The 21996-nt window shown below is 47.2% G+C and carries 6 protein-coding genes; 1 reads left to right on the forward strand and 5 read right to left on the reverse strand.

Going from position 1 to position 21996, the window contains the following annotated elements; all coding sequences use genetic code 11:
* Together K339_RS36370 and K339_RS0129685 are read right to left on the reverse strand one after the other, a co-directional pair.
* Window positions 1-5309: BspA family leucine-rich repeat surface protein (locus K339_RS36370; RefSeq protein ID WP_157607793.1), on the reverse strand; the 5309-nt coding region annotated here is incomplete at its 3' end.
* Window positions 5310-5573: 264 nt separating this feature from the next.
* On the reverse strand, window positions 5574-13856 hold the full coding sequence (locus K339_RS0129685) for a DUF8693 domain-containing protein (RefSeq protein WP_028526845.1): 8283 nt from the start codon (window positions 13854-13856) through the stop codon (window positions 5574-5576).
* A 710-nt stretch (window positions 13857-14566) separates the two neighbouring features.
* Here K339_RS0129685 and K339_RS0129695 point away from each other — a divergent pair.
* Entirely contained in the window at window positions 14567-16018 is a 1452-nt protein-coding gene (locus K339_RS0129695) for a tetratricopeptide repeat-containing sensor histidine kinase (protein ID WP_084332357.1), read from the forward strand.
* Between the two features lie 45 nt (window positions 16019-16063).
* Here the strand turns inward: K339_RS0129695 and K339_RS35305 are convergent, their stop codons facing one another.
* The 3 genes from K339_RS35305 to K339_RS0129710 form a co-directional block, all read right to left on the reverse strand.
* A complete protein-coding gene (locus K339_RS35305; RefSeq protein WP_157607795.1) occupies window positions 16064-17461 on the reverse strand; it encodes a hypothetical protein in 1398 nt (465 codons plus the stop codon).
* A gap of 20 nt (window positions 17462-17481) precedes the next feature.
* Window positions 17482-18786 (reverse strand): cysteine dioxygenase, encoded by a 1305-nt coding sequence (locus K339_RS36375; RefSeq protein WP_157607797.1) that lies wholly within the window; start codon window positions 18784-18786, stop codon window positions 17482-17484.
* A gap of 373 nt (window positions 18787-19159) precedes the next feature.
* Complete coding sequence (locus K339_RS0129710) at window positions 19160-21922, reverse strand: M14 family metallopeptidase (protein ID WP_028526848.1); 2763 nt, start codon at window positions 21920-21922, stop codon at window positions 19160-19162.
* Window positions 21923-21996: the final 74 nt, after the last annotated feature.

The following is a 21996-nucleotide window of genomic DNA, read 5'->3' on the forward strand; positions in this document are numbered from 1 at the left end:
AATAAAGTATAGGTAAATACACCCGCCGTTGTCGTTGGTACCGAAACCGTAACGCTGTTACCACTGCTCGTTTTCACCATCTGAGGTTCACCGTCGCCAATTTTGTAGGTAAACGTATAAGGCGCTGTCGCTCCTGCTCCCGTAAACGTGACCGATGGCGAACTAGCATTCTGACACACCGTCGTTGTGCCTGAAATCGTCGCCGTCGGCAGCGGATTTACCGTCACCGTGGCCGTCGAAGAAAACGCTGGCGCACAAACCCCGCTTTGAACCCCCGCTCGGTAATAGGCCGTTTGGGTCAAATTGGTCGCCGTAAAGCCCGTAGTCGTATTCGCAATATCGGTCACAACTGCAAAATCAGACGTCAGCGATGACTGCCATTTTTGAATTGATCCTACTTGGTTTGATAAAGTTAAGGCTGTCGAGTTTGTTCCCGAACACACCGTCGCCGAGCCTGCTATGCTACCACCCATAGTCACTGGGTCAACTGTTACCGTGGCTGTGGTGGGTATGCCAGGGCAGTTGCTTACTGGAGCCGTAGGGGTAATGGTGAAAGTCACCGTTACGGGGGCGTTGGTCGTGTTGGTCAAAGACCCGCTGATAGTGCCACCACTACCACTCGCACTGAGGCCCGTCACTTTATCGGTATTGTCTCTTGTCCACGTATAGGTCGTTCCCAAGATATTACTACTGAGTACGATGGGAGGAATGATACCTGCCGAACAAATGGTTTGCGCTGGCGGGGTCGCTATCGAATTAGGCACGGGATTGACCGTGACGGTGGCATTACCGCTGTTTTTGAAGCAACTTTCGCTTTGGCTGGCCCGCATAAAATAACGATACAACCCGTTGTCAGCGACGCTACCACGTATCGTGAGCGTTGTGGTCGTTACGTTTTGGTAAGTGGTGCCGTTGGTGAGAGCGGCGGTTTCTCCGTTGGCAATGGTAAGTCTATACCACTGGTACGTTAGTGTCCCGCCTGTGGCTTCTGCCGTCAAAGAGGCATCGGTGCCCTGACATACAACGGCATCGGTAGGGTTTCGGCTGATTACTATCTCTGCTGGTTGGGTCAGGGTAAAGTTCGCTTCGGCGTTACAACCTTTGGCATCACTTACCCTTACGGTGTAATAACCTGGTGCACGATTAGTCACAGATTGGTTACTACTGAAAGGCGTTGCTCCAATGTCGCGCCAATCGTAATAGTAAGGACCTGTACCGCCACTTGGGGTCACGCTGGCCGTTCCATTGTTTAAACCATAGCAGCTAATGTTGGTGCTTTCTTTGGTTAATGTTAAAGCGGCTGCGGGTTGGTTGATGGTGAGGTTGCGGTTGGCCGAGCACCCAAATTGATCGCTTACCGTAACGTTGTACACCCCTGCACTTTGGGCCGTAATCGTCGGGCTATTTGTCCCCACGGGGCTGCCACCTTTCGTCCAAATATAGCTGTAAGGCTCACTGCCGCCTGTCGGTGTGACCGTAAGCGCGCCTGTGCTGTTGCCATAACACAACACATCGGTAACCGTGGTATTGTCTAATTGGATAGCATTTACTCGTACCTCAAACTGCAAAGTGCTTTTTGCCCCACGGTCATCCGTACTTTCGATGCTGATCGTCGCCGTGCCGCTTTGGTTGGCTTGCTGGGTCAGCGATAACTGCACGGCCGAAGCTGTGCCGCCTGCATTAGTGGCCACGATTAAGCTGGGGTTGCTGCTTGTGACCACCGTGCTGGCGATGCTACCATCGGGGTCTGTTACCGTTATTGAAGTATTGGATAAAGACACTTGCGTTGGGCTTACACAAAGCGTTCGATTGGCCAACGTAGTGGGGTTAAATACTGGCTTGGCGTTGCATGTCTCGTAGGTGGCTGTTTTAGTAATGGTGTATTTGTACACACCCTGTGAAGACCCTGAACCTCTTAAACCATAAATATTTCCATCGGCATCAAATCTTAATGTACCAAGACTAAATCCGCTGTTGATTACGGTATTTAACTCACCATTGGAGCCTACCCACGACAGTTTGCCATTGTGTCGCAACCACAATTGGCCCGATTTATCAAAAGCAACATTATATGGATTTGTCGTTAAAATAAAATCGCTTGCGTTGCTGCCATCGGCATTCACTTTAATTACCCGATTTTCACTAGTAATTGGCACATATAGGGTACTGCCATCGGGCGACAATGCCAAACTGGTAGGGCTTGCAAGATCGTTAATAATGATAGTGTAATCGGTTTTGGGCGGGCCTTGGGTAAAGTTAGCAGGTAGTTTAAACACACCACCCAAGGGCTTAGATTGGGTGTTTACGTAAAACACATCACCAGCCGCATTTGTTACCAAATCAGTACTTGATATGGTAACAAAGTCAATCGACTGCTCCAAGGTTTGTCCGTTGTATTTGCGGATATCTTTGCCATTGCTTAGGGCATACAACTTACCATCGGCACCAAAATGGAGAACCCGAGGAGCGTTTAAGGAAATGTAATCGGCATTGACCAATCCACCTGTGGCATTGTACTGTTTTATTTTGTTAATAGTACTGGCCAATCCCACGTATATTTTCCCATCATTGGCTATGGCCAGCCCGCTTATCCCATTTTCTTCGGGTATTACATTGGTTTCGGTGCCTGCGGTGTAACCTGCCTTTTTATTCCCCACTTCCAATAAAAACGTACGGGTAGTCGAAGTACCAAAGCTACCCATGGCCGTTACGGTTACGGTGGTGGCACCCACTTGACCAGCTACGGTGGCTATGGTTAAGGTGCGGTTGGCACCTGTGCCGCCAAAGGTATAGGTGGGGTTTAGGTTGGTATTATCATCGCTTGCGCTTAACACAGCTTCTAAGTCAACCCCAAGGGTAATGGCTATGTTGCTGATGGTTTGCCCATCGCAAGTGGCTTGGTTGGCGATGCTGCTGAGGGTGGGGGTGGGTAGGCAAGCCATGCCGCTGCTGGCATCGCCACTAAAATTCCATGTTTTATCAATATCTAGTAAGGTACGCGCTGCTACCGCATCGGTGCCGTATTGGCGGCCACTGGCCCCTATAGTTCTGCCATTGGGCGTAGCTGGGTTATTGGCCCAGCCTACCAAGGTGGCACTGTAGTTTTGGCAATCCATCCCGCTGTTATCGAGCAAGTTTCTTATATCTGCCGTAGGTGCCAAAGTCCAAGTGCCTATGTTTTGGTTAAAAGCGCTTGCGCCACTAAAGATTGATCGCATGTTTGTTACCTTGCTTACATTCCAAGTGCCTACAGCTTGGTTAAAGGCAGTAGCACCATTAAACATATTGCTCATATTGGTAACCGCTGCGGTGTTCCAGCTGCCTATGGGCTGGTTAAAAGCAGTTGCCCCATTGAACATATTGCTCATATTGGTAACAGCTCCTGTGTTCCAAGTGCCTATAGGCTGATTAAAAGCGGTGGCACTTTGAAACATATTGCTCATATTGGTAACCTTGCCAGTGTTCCACGCCCCAGTAGTGGCATTGTAGCCTATGTCTTGGTTAAAAACAGTGGCACTTCGAAACATACTGCTCATGTTGGTGACTGCTGCCGTGTTCCAAGTACCAATATTTTGATTAAAGGCCGTGGCAGATTCAAACATACCGCCCATATCGGTAACTTTGGCGGTGTTCCAGCTGCCTATGTTTTGGTTAAAGGCGGTGGCGTTAAAAAACATAGTGTTCATATTGGTAACATTGCCAGTGTTCCACGCTCCAGTAGTGGCATTGTAGCCTATGTCTTGATTAAAGCTAGTAGCACCAATAAACATATTTCCCATGTTGGTAACATTGGCGGTGTTCCATGCGCCAATAGGCTGATTAAAAGTACCAGCGTTACTAAACATGCCGCTCATATCGGTAACATTGGCGGTGTTCCAATTGCCTATGTTTTGGTTAAAGGCAGCAGCGCTAGAAAACATATATTTCATATTGGTAACATTGGCGGTGTTCCAGTTGCCTATGTTTTGGTTAAACAGATTTGCATTGTTGAACATATTACTCATATCGGTAACACTGGTGGTGTTCCAGCTGCCTATACTGGCAGGGCCATTTAGTTTATTACATCCATCGAACATTTCGCGCATGCTGCTTACACTGCTTAAGTTGGGCACATCGGTAGCGGTAATATTTAGGTTTTCGCAATACCTAAATGCTGTTTCCATACTGACCCAGGCGGTGCTACCCCATTGGGTAACACCGGTAAGTAATAGCCTTGCTCCCGATGGGGTATTACCTACTGTTCCTAATTGCACTTGCTTCAAATTACTTGGCTCCATTACCAAGGTAACCACCTCGTTGGCGGCTATGGTGTTGCCCAGTGATATTTCTAAGCCTATATTGATGCTTGCACTGGTAAATGTACCACCACCGCTTTTGCCTAGGTTGGTGGTATAGCTGTAGTTGACACTTCCAGTGGTCAGGGCGTTGAAGAATAACCTGAGCATCGGGCCTGTGGTATTTACCCAAGTGGTTACAAAGCGGTCGGTGGGGATGGGTGCCGTCCACTCAATAATGACCTGTCCCACGCCCGTATTGTTAACAGAAGCAGACACCCCCGCAGCACTACTTTTGGTATAAGAACTACCGCCGCCGCCGCCAGCATTTTCGGACTCGTTTCCGCCTGCACCACCACTGTACCCTCCACCTCCGCCGCCGCCACGGCTTGCACCACCGCCACCACCAAAGCCACCAACAGCTCCGCCATTGCGATCACCCCCACCTGATAAGATGAAGCCTCCACAGCAGGGGTTGTCTAATCCAGCATCTTCTCCATAACCGTTGATACCTGCACCGCCACCACCTCCGCCAACCATTCCATTACCAGCAGCCCCACCGTCACCGCTGCCAGCAGTAGTCGAAGCATCGCCGCCAGGTGTCAGCCCGCCGCCACCGCCGCCGCCAGCAGCTATGAGTAGATTCGCTGCGTTGATGTCGCCAACCGCCACAAAACTACCGCCGCCGCCACCGCCGTAATTAGCATTATTTGTACTGCTGTGGCCTTTAGCTCCCACCACTATTTTTAGTAATTCGCCAGGTGTAACGGCAAACGTTGCTTTCATCGTAGCTCCTTTGCCACCCGATGTGCCACCGCCGACAGAACCTTTGGCCGTAATGGTCAGGCTCGTAACCCCCGTGGGTACGGTGAAGGTTTGTATATTTCCCTCACTACTCATATCGTAAGTAGGATTGAACGTTTGCGTTTGAGCTAACAGTGGTTGGCTGATGCTCATTTCTAACAGCAAGCACAAGCTGAGAAAGAAGGTAGGTTTGTAACTCTTAAAGAATGAAATAAGGTAATGTAGCTTCATACACGTGGTACTTTAAAATTGAAGCCACAAATAAATAGTAAAAAAATACGAAAAGATATAAGGGTTAACCCTTATTTTTTGGGATACTTTTATGATATTTTGTAAGTCGCTCTACCTCTTAAAGCACCAACATATACCTATCTATCAACACTTTATCAATCACCTACTAAACCATCGTATGCTTTATAGGTACAAAAAAACTACATGGTCTAGCCCCAAACAAAACAAAGGGGAGGGTTATTGATGCCCCTCCCCCCCTATCACTTATTTCACTTTTACTACTTTCAACACTTGCTGTTTCCCAGCTGCATTTACTTGTAAGAAATACATTCCGCTTGCCAACTCACTCACTTCAAATTCTTCTAGGTGACTGTTGGTTTCAGGCACAAAATCACGTCGCAACACCTGACGCCCCGAGGCATCCGTCAACGTAGTTTGAACCACTTTTCCTTTGCTGTCTTGCACCTGTAAACGCAAAACAGATGAAACAGGATTTGGCATCACTTGGGCAAAAATGTTATCAGCAGGTTTTAGACCCTTCGCATCGGCGAACCGCCAAGGTGACAAATCGCTGTCTGCTGTTCTCGCGGCTCCTACGCCTACTCCATCTTTTGATTGGATTCGGAACCAGTACTCTTGGTAAGCCAACACATTGCCTTGCGGTTTGCGAGTCGATGGGAAAATGCTACCCCAGCCCTTCATGTCCCAGTAACGAATGCCTAATTTGTACAAACCTTTCGGTAACCCTGAATCATATACGTTACCGCCTGCTCCGTTGTCTTGGTAAAAACCGTAAGCTGGATGGTTTTGGGCGTACAACTCCGTCCAGCCTTCGCGGTTGGCATACATAAAATACGGCGCGTTGTTCTCGTGCGTGTTGAACGAGCGTATCACGCCCATCTCTGGAACGGCCTGCATGTCAAAAGTAACCGAACCATTCGTCCCTAAACCGCACGTCTCTACGTTGATTGTCCAGTAACGAGGGGCTACCTTGTTGGCATTCTCTACATAATACAACGTTGGGGTCACTTGCGTACTTTGCTCCAATTCAGGCCCACCGTCGCGCGTGATAAACTGACTGCTCCAAGCATTACGGTCGTTGGTTTTTACCGATGATTTCGTTTCACCCACATTGATCAACGTCACCACAAAAGCATTCCAATAAATATCCTTACGAGCACTTTCCGCACTTTGACAACCACCCGCAAAAACACACTTGGCCCAGTACGTCTGCTTGGTAACGTTGTTGAATGCTACTTCAAAACTTGGCGTTGTTACGCCTGTATTCCAGAACGTTTGACTACCCGAAGGACAATTGGCCGAAACCCGCACCGTCGTGCCTGTACACACAATCTCTTGACTCACCGTTATCACTGGCGCTGCTTGCGTGGACGTTGGCGTGAAGGTTACTACATTACTCTTCTCACTCACGCAACCGTTTTCCGTTTGGCAACGCGCATAATAAGACGTTGTTGCACTCGGAGCGTTTGTCGGTAAGTTTGGTAAAACCATGTTCGTCGTAGCATTGTACCAAACCGTTCGCAAACTACCACAACTCGACTGTCCACTGAAACTTGCCGCTGCGTCGCAACTTGTCGATGACGACAGCGATACCGTCGGCGCATTTGGAATAGCCACCAATTTCAACCGCATGACGCCCGACTCACTTTCCACACACGATGGTGTTCCGTCTGATTTGCGGCAGCGTACGCGGTAGTTATGATACTGATTATCCACCAAGCCCGTGGGAACACCCGATGAATATTCACCGCCATCGACCGAATAAAGTGTTACTTCGCCAGCCGCGCAATTGGCATTAAAAATAATCGTATTGTTGGCCAAACTACATACTTCCTTGGTTTCTCCTACGGCCACTGTCACACCATCCACCAAGAGCGACACGTTCTGTGGCACTGAAGCACGACCAGTAATCGTCAAGGTAATCACACCCGAATAAGTCGAGGCACAATTCCCGTCACAAGCCGCTTGGTAGCGGTGGAGTTGGTTATTGGATGACTGGGTCACTGGTGAACTGGTTGACCAGTCGCTCCATGCGCCACTGCCCACTTGTACGCGCCATACGGGAGAACCAACCACGCACAAACCCGAAATATTAAACTGCAAACTGTTCACAGGATTTGCATCGGTGTCGCAAAGAACAGGGTTATTGCCTTCTACCAACGTTTGCTGAAGGGCTGATAATGTGATGGTTGGCTTGCCTTGTACCGTTACCGCTGCGCTACCCGTTTGGGTTTGGCTACAGTTGGCATCTGCTACACTAACCAATTCATAAGAAAATACCCCAACCGTCGTAGTTGGTTGTGTAAGCGTGGCGGTATTAGACCCACTGGACGTTGAAACGCTTTGCAAAATCCCGCCGTTGATTTTATATCCAAAAGTATAGCTACCCGTTCCATTTGCCCCCATGAAAGTAATGGTGGCGGCTGGCGCATTTTGGCATACCGTTACAGTCCCCGAAATGGTTGCTGTGGCCAACGACGGCGCCGACAACGTATATGGCCCCGCCAAGGTTACTTCACAACCATTATACATAATTTTGAAATCACTGTAACTACCTGCGCCAAGGTCAGTCAGGGTAAAAGTATTACCCACTGCCGACACCCGCCCGCGTGGTGTTCCTATCAAAATAGGAGCTGATTGGACTTCTCCATTTTTCTTGTAAGCCAAGGTATATGTTCCCGTCGGCAAACTGGTTGAGAATGAAATAGAACCGTCCGTTGCACCGCAAGTAGTGGGGTTGCTGCTGCTGGTTTGGGTCATGGTAAACGTAGGGGCACTAATCGTCGCCGTGGCGGCTACGCTTTGGCAACCCTTCAACGTCACTTTAATGTTCGTATAAGCTCCTGCGCCCAAACCAACAATCACCAAATTCCCTGAAGCATCGCTGCCCACCGTCACCGTGACCGCCGTTCCGCCGTCTTTTTGGTAGCTAATACCGTAATTCGTACTCGCCACCAAGCCCGTCAACTGAATGCTACCATCGGTGGCGTTGCAGCTAGTCGGCGAGGTTTTCGTACCTACGGCAAACGTCGGTTTATCAGGATTGGATAAGTTATAAATACCCTCCAGTGACAGTCTGTTGCCGTTGTACATGATAGAAAAATCTCGGTAGCTACCTGCACCAAGTCCTGACAAGGTGAAGGTATTGCCTCCTCCGCTGGCCGCCGTCACCGAAATGGTGGCCATGTATGGACTACCAAATGATGTATAGTCAAGCGTGTAAGCATTCGTCCCGACGGGCAAGTTGGTGGTAAACACAAGGGCGCCGTCTGTCGTACCACAACCGCTTGGCGCCACCGTCGAACTGTACGCGAAGGAATACACAACTGGCGCAGTAGGCGCATTAACCGTAGCCGAAAGCGGGCTGCTGCTACAACCACTAATCGTCAAAATGATATTGGTATAATTTCCTCCTCCCAAATTAGGAATGGTCAAATTGCCATCAGCATCCGAACTAGCCGTGGTGGTAGTGGCCGTAGCTCCGTCTTTTTGGTAGCTAATGCTATAACTTTTGCTTACCGCCAAGCCCGACAGTTTAATATTACCATCGGTACCTCCCAGAGTTGTAACGGCCGTCGTACCACTCACCGAAGGGTTGGGCAAATCGCCAACGCGGATAATAGGCGAATAGGTAATGGTACAAGACCCTGCCGTTAATGAAAAATCGGTATAAACACCTACGCCTAAGTCAGAGAGGGTGAAGGATTTCGCTCTACCTGCCGCCACAACCGTTATAGAAGCAGTGGCAGACTCTCCATTCTTTTTATAATTCAACGTATATGTACCCGCATCAACAGAAGTAGCAAATCGCACACTTCCATTCGTAGTTGCACAGGCAGTAGGAGGAGTGATTGTAGGCGAAGAAACTGCTCCAGCCACATATACTGTCCCCACATACGTCACTTCACAAGTGCCGTATTGCACCTTAATATCTGAATAATAGCCTTCCTCTGATACGAGGATAATCGAATTGATAGTACCTGAACTATTATTGATCGAGAGTTGTCCCGATTGACTTACCCCGTTACGTTTGAAAGTAGCAGGATAGGTAGTTGGTGTACTAGTGAAGCCCAAATTGGTATCAAATACAATACGACCCGCTGTTGTACAAGTTGCGCCAATGGTAGAACTTCCATTGGTCAAAGTTGGTGCTGCTATCGTAGCTGTGACACTAATTGCTTGGGACCAACAGCCTTTTTTGAGCGTGAAGGTATATGTTCCTACTGATAAATTACCCACACTCAGTTGGCCATTGGCGTTAGAGGTAAGGGTTTGGGGGGTACCGCCCGCACCAAGAACCACGATATACTCGGTGTTGGCTTCTACTCCTACCACTGATACACTCCCGTTGTTGTTGGTAGGACAGTTGGAAGGTGGAATCCCTACCGCACTCAAAACAGGCAGAGATAGTGCCGACTGTTGAATTGTAAACGTACCTCCATTCAGGTTTTGTACTAACCCTGTATTTGTTGTAATTCCACTAGTACCCGAAGCGTTTTCAATGATTATACCTGCGTTGGTAGTAGTACCTGAAGTAGTAATAGTGCTATTGGACTGAACTGAGAGCAAAGAACCGCAGCCTTCGTTTGAAAAAGTACCAGTATTAATTACCCCAGAAGTTCCCCCTGCAATGGCTCCGATAATGATGCTCGCATAGTTTCTAAACGTCCCTACTTGATTATAAATCCCTACAGTCAGAAATCTATCAATGGTAATTTCTCCGCCTTGCTTATTATCAAAACTCCCATTTTGGCCAATACCCGTTCCCCCTATATTTTCTACACTTCCTATTTTCACTACCCCTTCATTCGTAAACGTACTATTAATTCGATTAGTTAACCCCACAGAGCTAGCTCTATCAATCTGAATCATTCCGCCTACCTTATTGTCAAATGTACCAAAGTTCTCGCAACCAACTAATCCTATTGATTGCGTTTGGCCTATTCGGATTGTACCCGCATTTGTCATCACGGCATTAGGATTATTAGTCAACGCTGACTCTCTTGAACGGTCGATCATTAATTCAGCACCAGCGTTATTGTTGAAAACACCCAAACTAATTAAACCGTACACCCCTAGCGGGCCTTCGTTCCCCAAAACCAGTTTGCCGTTGTTTACCAGCGTACCAGCCACCAATACTGAGGCGGATACCCCGCTACTTCTCGCGCCATTGATGGTTAGCTGCCCCGTATTGGCAATCGTCAAAGTAGTGTTAGCATACACATATACCGACTTGGCTCGGGTGTCGGTAGTACTAATGATTGGGTAAGGTTTGCTATCGGTCGTTTCCTGAATTTCTACTTCGTCGGTTGCAGTGGGCACAGCGAGTGTATTCCAGTTGGCCGCATTGTGCCAGTCTGCGTTGGCGCAACCCGTCCAAATTAATGCCGTGTTAGAGAATTTCACATTGATTGCGCGGCTACCCGTGGCAACAACGCTCCCAATCGCAAATTGGCTGTATATCCCAATCGGTAAGTTAGCCAAGGTAAACCCACCATCACTACCAATGTTTACCGAGGCCGTGCGGGTTTCGGCCGTGGCGCTGCTACTCGCTTGATAGCTATAGTTTACCGTTTGGGTACTGCTGCCGTATCCAGTGCTACCAAACGAAATACTCCCCGTTCCTGTACAAGAGACTGGTCGGTTAGTTGCTTGTAAGGTCAGGGTTGAGTTTACTATCGTGGCCGATAAGCTAAACTCTAGCGTCGAGCAGCTCGTTGCTTTCACCGTAATGGCAAAACTCCCAACCCCTAAAGCAGGAATAGTCAGCTCGTTGGTAGTGGCGGTCAGGTTAGTGGTAGTAGGGCTACCGCCGTCCTTGATGTATGTCACTTCGTACGTCCCGTTGAGAAGCCCTTGGATATTGATAGAGCCATCCCCCCCGTTGAAGGTCGTAGGACTCCGAGGAATGGCCGAGAGAACAGGATTCGGCCCTGTACCTACGTTAAACACCCCGCCGTTGAGGTTTTGTACCAAACCCGTATTGGAACCGATGGTACTATTACCAGTGCCTTTTTCAATGATTACCCCCGAGTTGCTTAAGGAAAGCGTGGAAATGACACTGTTTGACTGAACCGATAGCAAAGCACTACACCCTTCGTTTAAGAAGGTACTATTGCTAGACACGGCTGCCGTCCCACCCGCAATAGCCCCGATGGTAATACTCGCATAGTTTTTAATGGTGCCACCCTCTTGATTAATTCCAAAGTTTGTAAATCTATCAACGGTGATTTGCCCGCCTAGCTTATTATCAAAATTTCCCGCTTGATAGATACCCCTAAATCCCACGCTCTCCAAGCTGCCGACCTTCACTACTCCTTCGTTCGTAAACGTAGCGCCATTCTGAGAAGACAGCCCTACACCGCTACTTCTATCTATCTGAAGCAATCCCCCTGCTTTGTTGTCAAATGTACCCGAGTTACTTAAACCACTCTCCCCTATCGTCTGCGTTGCGCCCAATAGAATCTTACCTGCGTTTGTCATCACCCCAGTGCCAAGATTATATAGTGCCGTGCCCGTCGTACGGTCAATGCTTATTTCAGCCCCTGCCTTATTATTCAAAACGCCAAAATTAGATAATCCGTAGTCTGTTAAAGTACTTTCATTACCCAAAACCAACTTACCGTTGTTTTCCAACGTGCCCAAAAGATGCACTGAGTTGCGAAAAGGATTAGATCGCGAACTATTAATGGTCAGCTGCCCCGTATTGGCAATCGTCAAGGTAGCATTAACAAGCACTGACACCCACTTGGCTTTGGCATCGGTGGTGCTGATGATTGGATAAGGTTTACCATCGGTGGTTGGCCAAATTTCTACATCGTCGGTAGCGGTGGGCACGGCTAGTCTGTTCCAGTTGGCGGCATTGTGCCAGTCCGCGTTGGCGCAACCCGTCCAGACTAATTCCGTGGCTGAGACATTCACATTGACTAAACGGCTACCCGTGGCACTAATGTTCCCAATCGCAAACTCGCTGTATATCCCAATCGGTAGATTGGCCAAGTTAAACACGCCATCACTGTGAATGTTTACCGAGGCCGTGCGGGTTTCGGCGGTGGCGCTGCTAGTCGCTTGGTAGCGGTAGCTCACCGTTTGGGTACTGCTTTTATATCCAGTGCTGGCAAACACTATATTTCCCTTTGCTGTACAAGTGACTGGCTGGCTAACTGAATTTAGGGTGAGCGTTGGGTTTTCTATCGTGGTCGATAAGCTAAATTCAAGGGTCGAGCAGCTCGTGGCTTTTACCGTAATGGCAAAGCTTCCAGCCCCTAAAGCAGGAATAGTCAGCTCGTTGGCGGTGGCGGTGAGGTTGGTGGTGATAGGGCTACCTCCATCTTTGGTGTAAGTCGCTTCGTAGGTACCGTTGAGTACGCCTTTGATATTGATAGCGCCATCGCCTCCGTTGAAGGTCGTAGGAGTCACTGGAATGACCGACAGAACGGGGTTCGGCCCTGTACCTACGTTGAAAGTCCCGCCGTTGAGATTTTGTACCAAACCCGTATTTGAACCGATGGTACTATTATTAGAGGCTTTTTCAATGATTACCCCCGAGTTGTTCAAAGGAAGCGCGATTATGATACTGTTTGACTGAACCGACAGTAAGGCACTACATCCTTCGTTTGAGAAGGCAGCATTGCTGTTTACTGCGAATCCCCCCCCCGCAATAGCCCCAATGGTGATATTCGCATAGTTTCTAGTGGTACCTCCCTCTTGCAAAATACCAGAGTCGCTAAATCTATCAACGGTGATTTGCCCGCCTAGCTTATTATCAAAATTTCCCGCTTGATAGATACCCCTAAATCCCACGCTCTCCACACTGCCTACTTTCACTACTCCTTCGTTCGTAAACATACTGCTAATATTATTACTTAACCCCACAGTGCTACATCTATCTATCTGAAGCAATCCCCCTGCTTTGTTGTCAACTGTACCAAAGTTACTTAAACCACTCTCCCCTACCGTCTGCGTTGCGCCCAATAGAATCTTACCTGCGTTTGTAACCACCCCAGTCCGATCATTAGATAGTCCCGCCACCGCCGTGCGGTCAATGCTTATTTCAGCCCCTGCGTTATTGTTCAAAACGCCCGAATTAAACAAACCGTAGTTCCCTAAAGTGTTCTCATTGCCCAAGGCCAGTTTACCGTTGTTTTCCAACGTACCCAAAACAAACACTGAACCAGTTGAAATATAGCTCCTCGAACCATTGATGGTCAGCTGCCCCGTACTGGCTATTCTCAAAGTAGTGGAACTGTTTACTATCACCGACTTGGCTTTGGCGTCGGCGGTGCTGATGATTGGGTAGAAGAGGCCCGTGGTCACCGTTTGGATTTCTACCTCGTCGGTCACGGTAGGCACTCCCACTGGATTCCAGTTATTAGCAGTATTCCAGTCCGCAGTCCCTGCCCCGCCCGTCCAGATTTTCTGGGCCAAAAGCGGTTGACTAATGCTCATTCCTAACAGCAAAAATGCGCCAAGAAGAAAGGGAATTTTGCAATATTTAAAGAGTGAAGGAAGGTAATGTAGCTTCATATACGTAGTACGTTAAATTTGAAGCTACAAATAAATAACAAAAAAACACGAAAAGATATAAGGGTTAACCCTTATTTTTTGGAGGATTTTTATGGTATTTTAGACGAATATATCCACCAATTACACCCTTGTATCTGGGGCAACATAAACAAGCACAAACAACTGTTTATCAGCACAAAAGACTACAAAACCCAACCCATTTCAGGGTAAATTATTAGTCAGAAGTTACATATCTTTTTAAAGACTACAGATTATTATTCGCTTGGCCAAAATAGCTACTACTATTTACGTTATATTTGTTCTTGTTTATATTTTTCACAAGCGTTTATGAGAAAAATCGGCTTCTTAGTAATTACTTTTTTCTTTTACCACGGATTTGTTTTCTCCCAAAACTCGATGAGTTTTGATGAACTTGCCACCGCCTTCAAAAAGGCAAATTCAGAGACGGCCAAACTGCAAATTTTGTTTTCCGAAAAACCGACAAAATATACCGATAGAGCAGATGAGTTGTTGCCACTTTACCATGAGGGGTACCGTTTGGCCAAAAAGAACAATGACAAAACAAACCGTTTTAAGGCCATTCACTATATTGCGCTTACCTATCTGTACGGAAAAGTTGATGAGTCAACGGCCTTTCAGTGGTTGCAAAAAGCGTTGATAGAAGCCGAAAACGCCCAAAATAACCTATTTATGGCTGGGTTTATTACGCCATGGGAATCATTCATCACCACCAGAACAACCGCCCCGAAATGTATAAAGTCATGTACACGGCGATTGAATACCTTGAAAAAGCCCCTGACCCCGTTGATGGCCCCTTTATTTCAATTTCACAAAATCTCGAAAACGATAAAAAGTGGGATGAGCAAGTCATTGTAAATCGACGACTGGTTAAACTAATGGAACGAACCAACGCCGACCCTTTTACCAAGATTACGGCCTATAATAGTTTGGTAGATGCCCTGAAAAATCACCCCGATAAAAAAGAAGAACAAGCCCTGTATCACGCCAAAACAATGGCTCTAGTGGACAAAATCTCGGCAACTAACCTTGATTTAGACGACAAACTGATTGTCGCCTCCATCTATTTCAAAAATGACCGCCTCGACTTAGCCATCAAACACGCCAATGAAGTAGCATCGCTTCGCGATACGGTTGGGTTTAATTTGCCAGCAAAAGGTACGGCTTTTGAACTTTTATCAGAAATATACGAAAAGAAAAAACAGTACGCCCTTGCCCTCGAATGTCATAAAAAATTTCACGCCATCGAAAATCAGCAAGTTATCGAGCGACTTACGGACGATGCAGGAAAGAAAATCATTCAAGCCGAAGCCGAACGGGATGTCGCAATCAAACAAAAAGAAGTAGAAAAACAACAGCTATTTACTTATTTGGCGGCGGCGGTTGCTTTATTAATTTTGGCACTAAGTAGCTCTATTTATTACTTTTACCGAAGAGAACAATCTCAAAAACAAGAACTCCAAGCCATCAACTCCACCAAAGATAAGCTCTTTGCCATTCTTTCCCATGACTTACGTTCTCCCATCATGGGACTCAAAAACTATCTGATGCTCATAAATTGGGGAGCTTTGAGCCAAAACGAGTTTAGAGAATCAGCCCAAAGTCTCACTTTTCAGCTAGGTAACGTATATGATATGTTGGAAAATGTTTTACACTGGTCTGTTTCACAACTCAGTGGTTTTCGCCCCCAAAAAGAAACAGTTCTTGTACATTCAATCATTGAAGAACAAACAGCTGTTTTGAGCTCCGTTTTTACAACCAAAAATATAAATATACAAAATTTAATTCCTTCCCAATTACAGCTTACTATTGACAAAAACCACCTTATTATTATCATCAGAAATCTCCTTCATAATGCGATAAAATTCACTCATTCTAACGGCCACATTCAACTGAATTATAGTACCAACAAAAACGATTTGTTTATTGAAATAAAAGATACTGGTATTGGGATGTCGGAGGAGCAAATAAAAACATTGTTTAACTTAAACAAACACAGTTCTCAAAGCGGCACAAACCACGAAAAAGGGACAGGACTTGGCCTCATACTTGTCAAAGAATTGGTAGAAACGAATGGCGGAAACATCATGGTCTCTAGCCAGCCTAACGAGGGGACTTTGTTTAGATTACAATTCAAAAAATAACCCCCTCCAAGGTCGTTGGAGAGGGCTTTCTTGCTGCAAAAGTCCTTAATCCAAATCCACGCTACCATCGCGGCTTACCATTGGAATCGGTTTGCGTTTTGCAGCTCGGAGCATACCTTGCTTGGCCGCAGGTGGTGGTAAAAGAGCCATAAAATTACGGATACCATTGACCAACTGAAACGAATAATCGCCCGTCGTAAAGGTTGTCTCGTTGCCTTTTGAGTCCTTCTGAGTAATCGTCGTTACCCCACACGGAATAGTGCTAAAGTAGGTTTGAAAATCTTGGTACGTATATTTTTTAGCCCCAAAATTGGCAATGCTCGCAGGTACACCTTCGTCGCTGATGGCTGCCCGCGCGTGGCACGAAATACACGAAGAAATGGGGTTATCCACGGGGCCGTTCATGCGCCCACCCATCCCAAGGTGCGTCACATACGCTTTGTTTGAACCCGCAGGCGGCACCGTTAGCAAGGTCTGGTTAATGACCGATTGCTTGAGCGATGGGTTGTATTTATTGGACACGTTCAACATCGTCGAATCGCCCGAATCATCGCCCCACATGAGTCCCACAGGCACCATACGTTCCACCCACGACGAGCCCGACTGTGACGCATCGTAAATGAAAGTGCCATAGACCCAGCCCGAAGTTTCGGTGGCACGCTCGTCTTTGATAGCGATGTCGAGCTGCAACAACCGTACATCTTTATTGACCCGCTCGGCGTAGGCATTGTAAGGATAGAAAATATTAGCCGTCCACTTTTTAGAATTAGCCAAATAAGGCACTTGCGTGGTATCTGCTTCGGTAAAAAGTAATTTAAAAGCGACCGTTCCTTCGGGGAATGTGCTTTGTTTGACCGCTGGTTTATCAGGATTTTTCCACACTTTGCCAATCGTGTAGCCTCCTGGTTGGTTATAAAATGCAATGGCGTAAGTCTGATAAGGCACGGTTTGAGCAGCCGCCAAAGTTCCGACAGGAATGGTGATTTCGCGCGTGAGACCGTGTAAGCACTCCCGACCCGAGTTTTGGCCTTTTTCGGCAGGGCGTTTGCCGTCGTCGTGCATCCAAGGCGCGCTGTACCACTGCCGAACTGTATTTTTTTGTACATTAAAATCCACCTCCAAATTGCCTTCCATTGCATAAGAGAGGACGGTTTTCATGTATTTTTGATAATCGGTACGAAAATCCACCTCCATCCAAGGTTCAGCTGCGCTCACATCAAACGTGTCAGGATACGCCTGACTGAGCGAAAAGGTGTCTTTGGTTCCAGCTGGAACGGGAAAAATGGGGCAATAGCTAGGGAAATTTCCCGCAGCTGAACTCGTAATAACGAGGGCTTCAGAAGCCGAAGAAGTAGTTTGCTCGGAGCCACTTTTACAGGCGAGCATCATCAATCCACCCACGGCTGCCATGGCCAAGGTGTTCGTAAATCGTTGAGAATTCATACGGTTGAGACGGGTTTTAGTTATAAATTGCTTTTGAGAAATAGTTCTTCCTGTTCCTTCAAATGGGTTTCCCATTCGCTTTTCATTTGGGCTTTGAACCAAATAAAATCAGCGTCCGAATCGGGTTCGTAATGTTCGGTATTCCCTTTTGTGCCAAGGTAGTCGAAATAATCATAGTGCGTTTGGTCCTCCGCATCGTACATGTAGCACTGAATCGTAATACAGGTTTCGACGTTGCCATCAAGGTTTTTGAGCTGGTGGATTTGATTCATTTCGGGGCTAATCCACGTAATATCGTCTTTGGAAAACGTAGCCACCGCAAAACTTGCGACACTTTCTTCGTCGTCAGTCCCTAAAAATGGAAAAAGTTTGGCCGAAATCGCCCCGTGCAACACCCGAATGATGGCATTGGCTCCCGCGTGGTTGTGAATGGGAGAATAATGCCCAGGCGGCCAAATTTCCATCACGTAAGGTACCCCAGGCGACTCCCCACTGTTGACTCCCAAGGTAATACGCAAATAGGTTTTATTAAGGTTCTTCTCACCAAACTCGCCGCTTTTTTTGATAAGGGTGGCATTGCACCAACCGTTTGGATTGGCGATGCTGTACTCAATGGCTTGCGAAAACTGCGGAAACGACTCATCATCAAGCACAAAGCGCTTTCCAGCTACGTTGTCGTAGAGTTTTTGGGCAATGGTCGAAAGGTTTGATTTAGGTAAAAACGAGTTATTGGCAATGTCGCCCATGGTCAATTCTTCCGTATTTTTCACCCTCAAAGGCGACGATTGCACAATGGGGTCACGCAGCAATTTGATGGGTTTGAAAGAATCAACTGAGGTTACTTTAATTGTGGTGAGTTTTTCCAAAAAGCGCACCAATTCGTGGTTTTCGTCGGTCGTTTTACCTTCTAAAACGTATTGAAACGACATCGTTTCTAACCGCGCTTCTCCCACCCCAAACTTAATAGCGCGTTGGTGCGCATCAAGACTTATCCAATAAAACGCATTTTTGTTCTGAACCAAGCCCGTATTGGCGGTTGCTAAAGGGGTGCCTTCCGACATCCGCGACAGTTCTAAGGTACCCACTCCGAGGGTAAAGCGAAGGCCATCTTTGTAAAAAGTATCCCAGAAAGAGATGGATACAGTTTTTCCTTCTAAGTTAGCTGGTTCGGTGACTGAAAACAGGAATACCCCTTGCCCGTGAATTGGCAAAACGTAGGTTTTTACCCCACTTTCTTCCATTTCGAGTGCGGGCGCGGAAAATTCCACTGGGGGAAGTAAACTAATTGCCCGTGGCAAATTCTTTTGCGAGTTACTGTAAGACATAAAGCGTTGAGTATTAATTGTTAAATAGGCAAAAATGACCAAACCATACGTTTTGAAAACGTACTAAATGGACAGCAAAAAGGAGAAAAACCGCTTTTAGAGAGCTATTGTTAGCGGTGAAGTAAGAAGATTAATGTTCTTTTTTTCATAATCGTTAACGTTGAGGTTTAAGCATTTAAGACTTGCGAGCAAGATAGAAAAAAAAGTACATTTTTCAACACATCTACTATGAATAAATGACAATTATTTAGCTCCCAAAACGGCGTCAGAGACGCTGCACCTTTTCGCCCCAAATTACAGTTTGGGGCGCACCACTACAAAAAACGCCAAGCTACCGAAGCAACTTGGCGTTTTGAACGGAGCCAACTAAACGTTAGTTGGTCGTGTAAAGTTGATTAAACAACAGTTTAAATGTTCCTTGTGATTGGGCACGGAAGGTAATTTCTGGCCCAAAAACAGTGAGTTTTCCAGAGCCAATTGGTGCTTCAAAAGCAGCTACGCCATCGCGCAGGTAGCTTTGTCCCCATGCCCATCCTGAGCGGAGCGGCTTGTCGGCACTAAACCAAATCAACGGTTTTACCTCACCTTTGGCAACGGCCGCAGGGGCTAGTTTAAACACAGGGCTTGAGTCAAAATAGACGTCAGCTTGGTTGGCCATTCCCCACGTAGCAGCCTGCGTTGAATCGAGCGTTACGCGCAACAAACTTCCTGGAATGTAGTATTTTTCGGCAGGCAATGGGCGCTCTACCCCTGCATTTGTCATTTCGGTAAGTGCATTACGCACTGGCAAACCAAGGTGGTAAGCAAGGTTGGCACTGGTACCGATGGTCACAATTTTCCCGCCTTCTTCCATAAACTTCTTCAACTGAGGAATCGACTTATCGGCCGTAATACGTCCCAACGAAGGGCGGAACTCGGCTGGAATATCGTCCGCTTTGGGTTCACTTCCCGCAAAAGCGGCATACGGGTCATTTTCACGACCTGCACTTGGTGGCGCAGGAATAGCGCGCGTTACAAACACAATGACATCGAATTTCTTACGCAAATCGCCCGCATCAACTTCCTGAGAATAAATTACTTGCATTGGGAAACGGTATTGTTCCATCAACAAACGTACCCAACCCGAAGGCATCGAACCGCCATAAGTATCCCACAAAGCAATCCGCGAAGGAGCTACTTTTACCAACGTTCCCGTAGGTTTTTTAGCAACACCCACGGCATCCACGCCCAATTCTTTGGCTGCTTTTTCTAACAATGGCTTCGCTTTCGCCGAAGCAGGTACATAAAAAGCGCCCGCCTCCGCGCTGCCTGCCCCTTGTGGCAAACGAAATACTGGAATACCTGCACTCAATAAATCATTCACAGCAATGTAAACGTTGTTGGCTTGGCTGCTCAACGTATAACCTGCTGGGGCAGCTGCGTCCACTTTGCCCGTTACTGACTGAAGCTCTCCGTAAGAAATGGCTTGGAATGGCCCATCAAAACCGTTTAAGATACGGTCAAATTTCACCCCCATTTGGTAAGCCAACGTCCAACCTGCGGCATCGTAAGGACGCGTTGGAGGGCCACCTGGATAAGGGAAGTCGTTGGGGTGATCTTGCGGTTCAAACATATCCAACACGTGCGGACGGAACGACTGGGCGGTTTTTACCACGAACGAACCTGCGGGGTAAGTTTTGCCTTCTACCGTAAAATCGGCAGTAGCTTTGTGTACTTGAATACCCGTGCGAATCAAAGCATTCACAAACTTAGTTGCTGTTGCCACATCCGCTTGCACCACTGGAATGATGTAACCGCGTGCGTCACGCGTTTTGGGATCTTTCAACACTTGGTCGTAGTACTTGGCAGGGATTCCACCACGCATTCCGAACGGATCGGGTGCTTCTGGAGCCGCTGGTTTTTCCGTTTTATCGTTTTTCTGGGCTTCTACAATGGCTTCCGATTTTTTGGGTGAAAGTGTCCAATAATCTTTGCTACCACGCTCAATGGAGTTTTTACCCATTACATATATATTATACAACAATTCGTCGTGGTGACGAGCGGCATAATCCAACACCGCATAATTACACGATACCGAGTAATCAATTGACTGCTTAAAATACCATTTTTGAGGAGTAACGGGGTACGGCGTATTCCCGTTCGGAATCAAACGGTTAGGTACCAAAGGCACTGTTTCGGGCGTGGGACCACCGATAATCTCGGTCAACAAACCGATTTGGTTGTGGAAGTGCGTGGTTGTACGCAATCCGCCGTTGTACCAAGTCGAGAAAACCGAGCCACCCAAACGCGTAAAACCAGGTTTTTCTTCGGCAATCAAACGATTAATCATCGCCGCGCCTAGGGCATCAATTCCCGTAATCATCAACGGGTGAAACACGTAGTTGAACGGATCGCGGTACGGAGGCCCCGCCAATACCGAACCTGCTGGTCCACGTTGGTGGTGGTTGTACATAATTTGCGGAATCCAGTCAACAAACAACTGACGACCTACGTTTTGGGTTTCTTTCAATTGCAACATGAAGAAATCACGGTTGTTGTCGTGGCCAGCGTATTTCTGGTACAAACGCGGCAATTGTCCCAATGAACGTTTCTCAGGCGTCGAATTACGCATATACCAATTGGCAACCAATTCTTGACCGTCGGGGTTGATGTGAGTCATCAAAATTACCACATTATCAAGAATACGAGTCACTTCCGCGTCTTTGCGAGTAACCAACTGATGCGCCGTTTCGATGAGCTGCATCCAAGCCACCGTTTCGTTGGAGTGGATACCACCGTCAATCCAAACAATGGCCTTACCTTCGTTGGCAAGGGCGCGGGCTTGGGCATCGGTAAGACCCTCAGCGCGGGCCATTTTGGTTGAAATTTCTTGGTAACGCGCCAATTTTTTGTGGTTTTCGGGCGACGTTACAATCAACATAGGTTGGTCGCGGCCTTCTTCTGTTTTACCAATATTTACTAATTTAACACGGTCAGAAGTGGCCAATTTTTTAAAATAAGCCTCGGTTTGGGTGTAGGTGGCAAGCATGTAATCGTCGCCAATGTTGAAGCCAAAATGCTCCTTGGGCGTTGGGATTTGCGCCCACCCAACGTGGCATAAAAGCGCCAGGAGTAAAAGCGGTAACAGTTTTCTCATTAGGATATTTAGTTTGTTTGTGGTCAATACGGGCAGAACACCCAATTCACTCCACAAAGTAATAAGAAAATGAG

Origin of the sequence: Runella limosa DSM 17973, assembly GCF_000482465.1 — a bacterium.
Taxonomy (GTDB): Bacteria; Bacteroidota; Bacteroidia; order Cytophagales; family Spirosomataceae; genus Runella; species Runella limosa.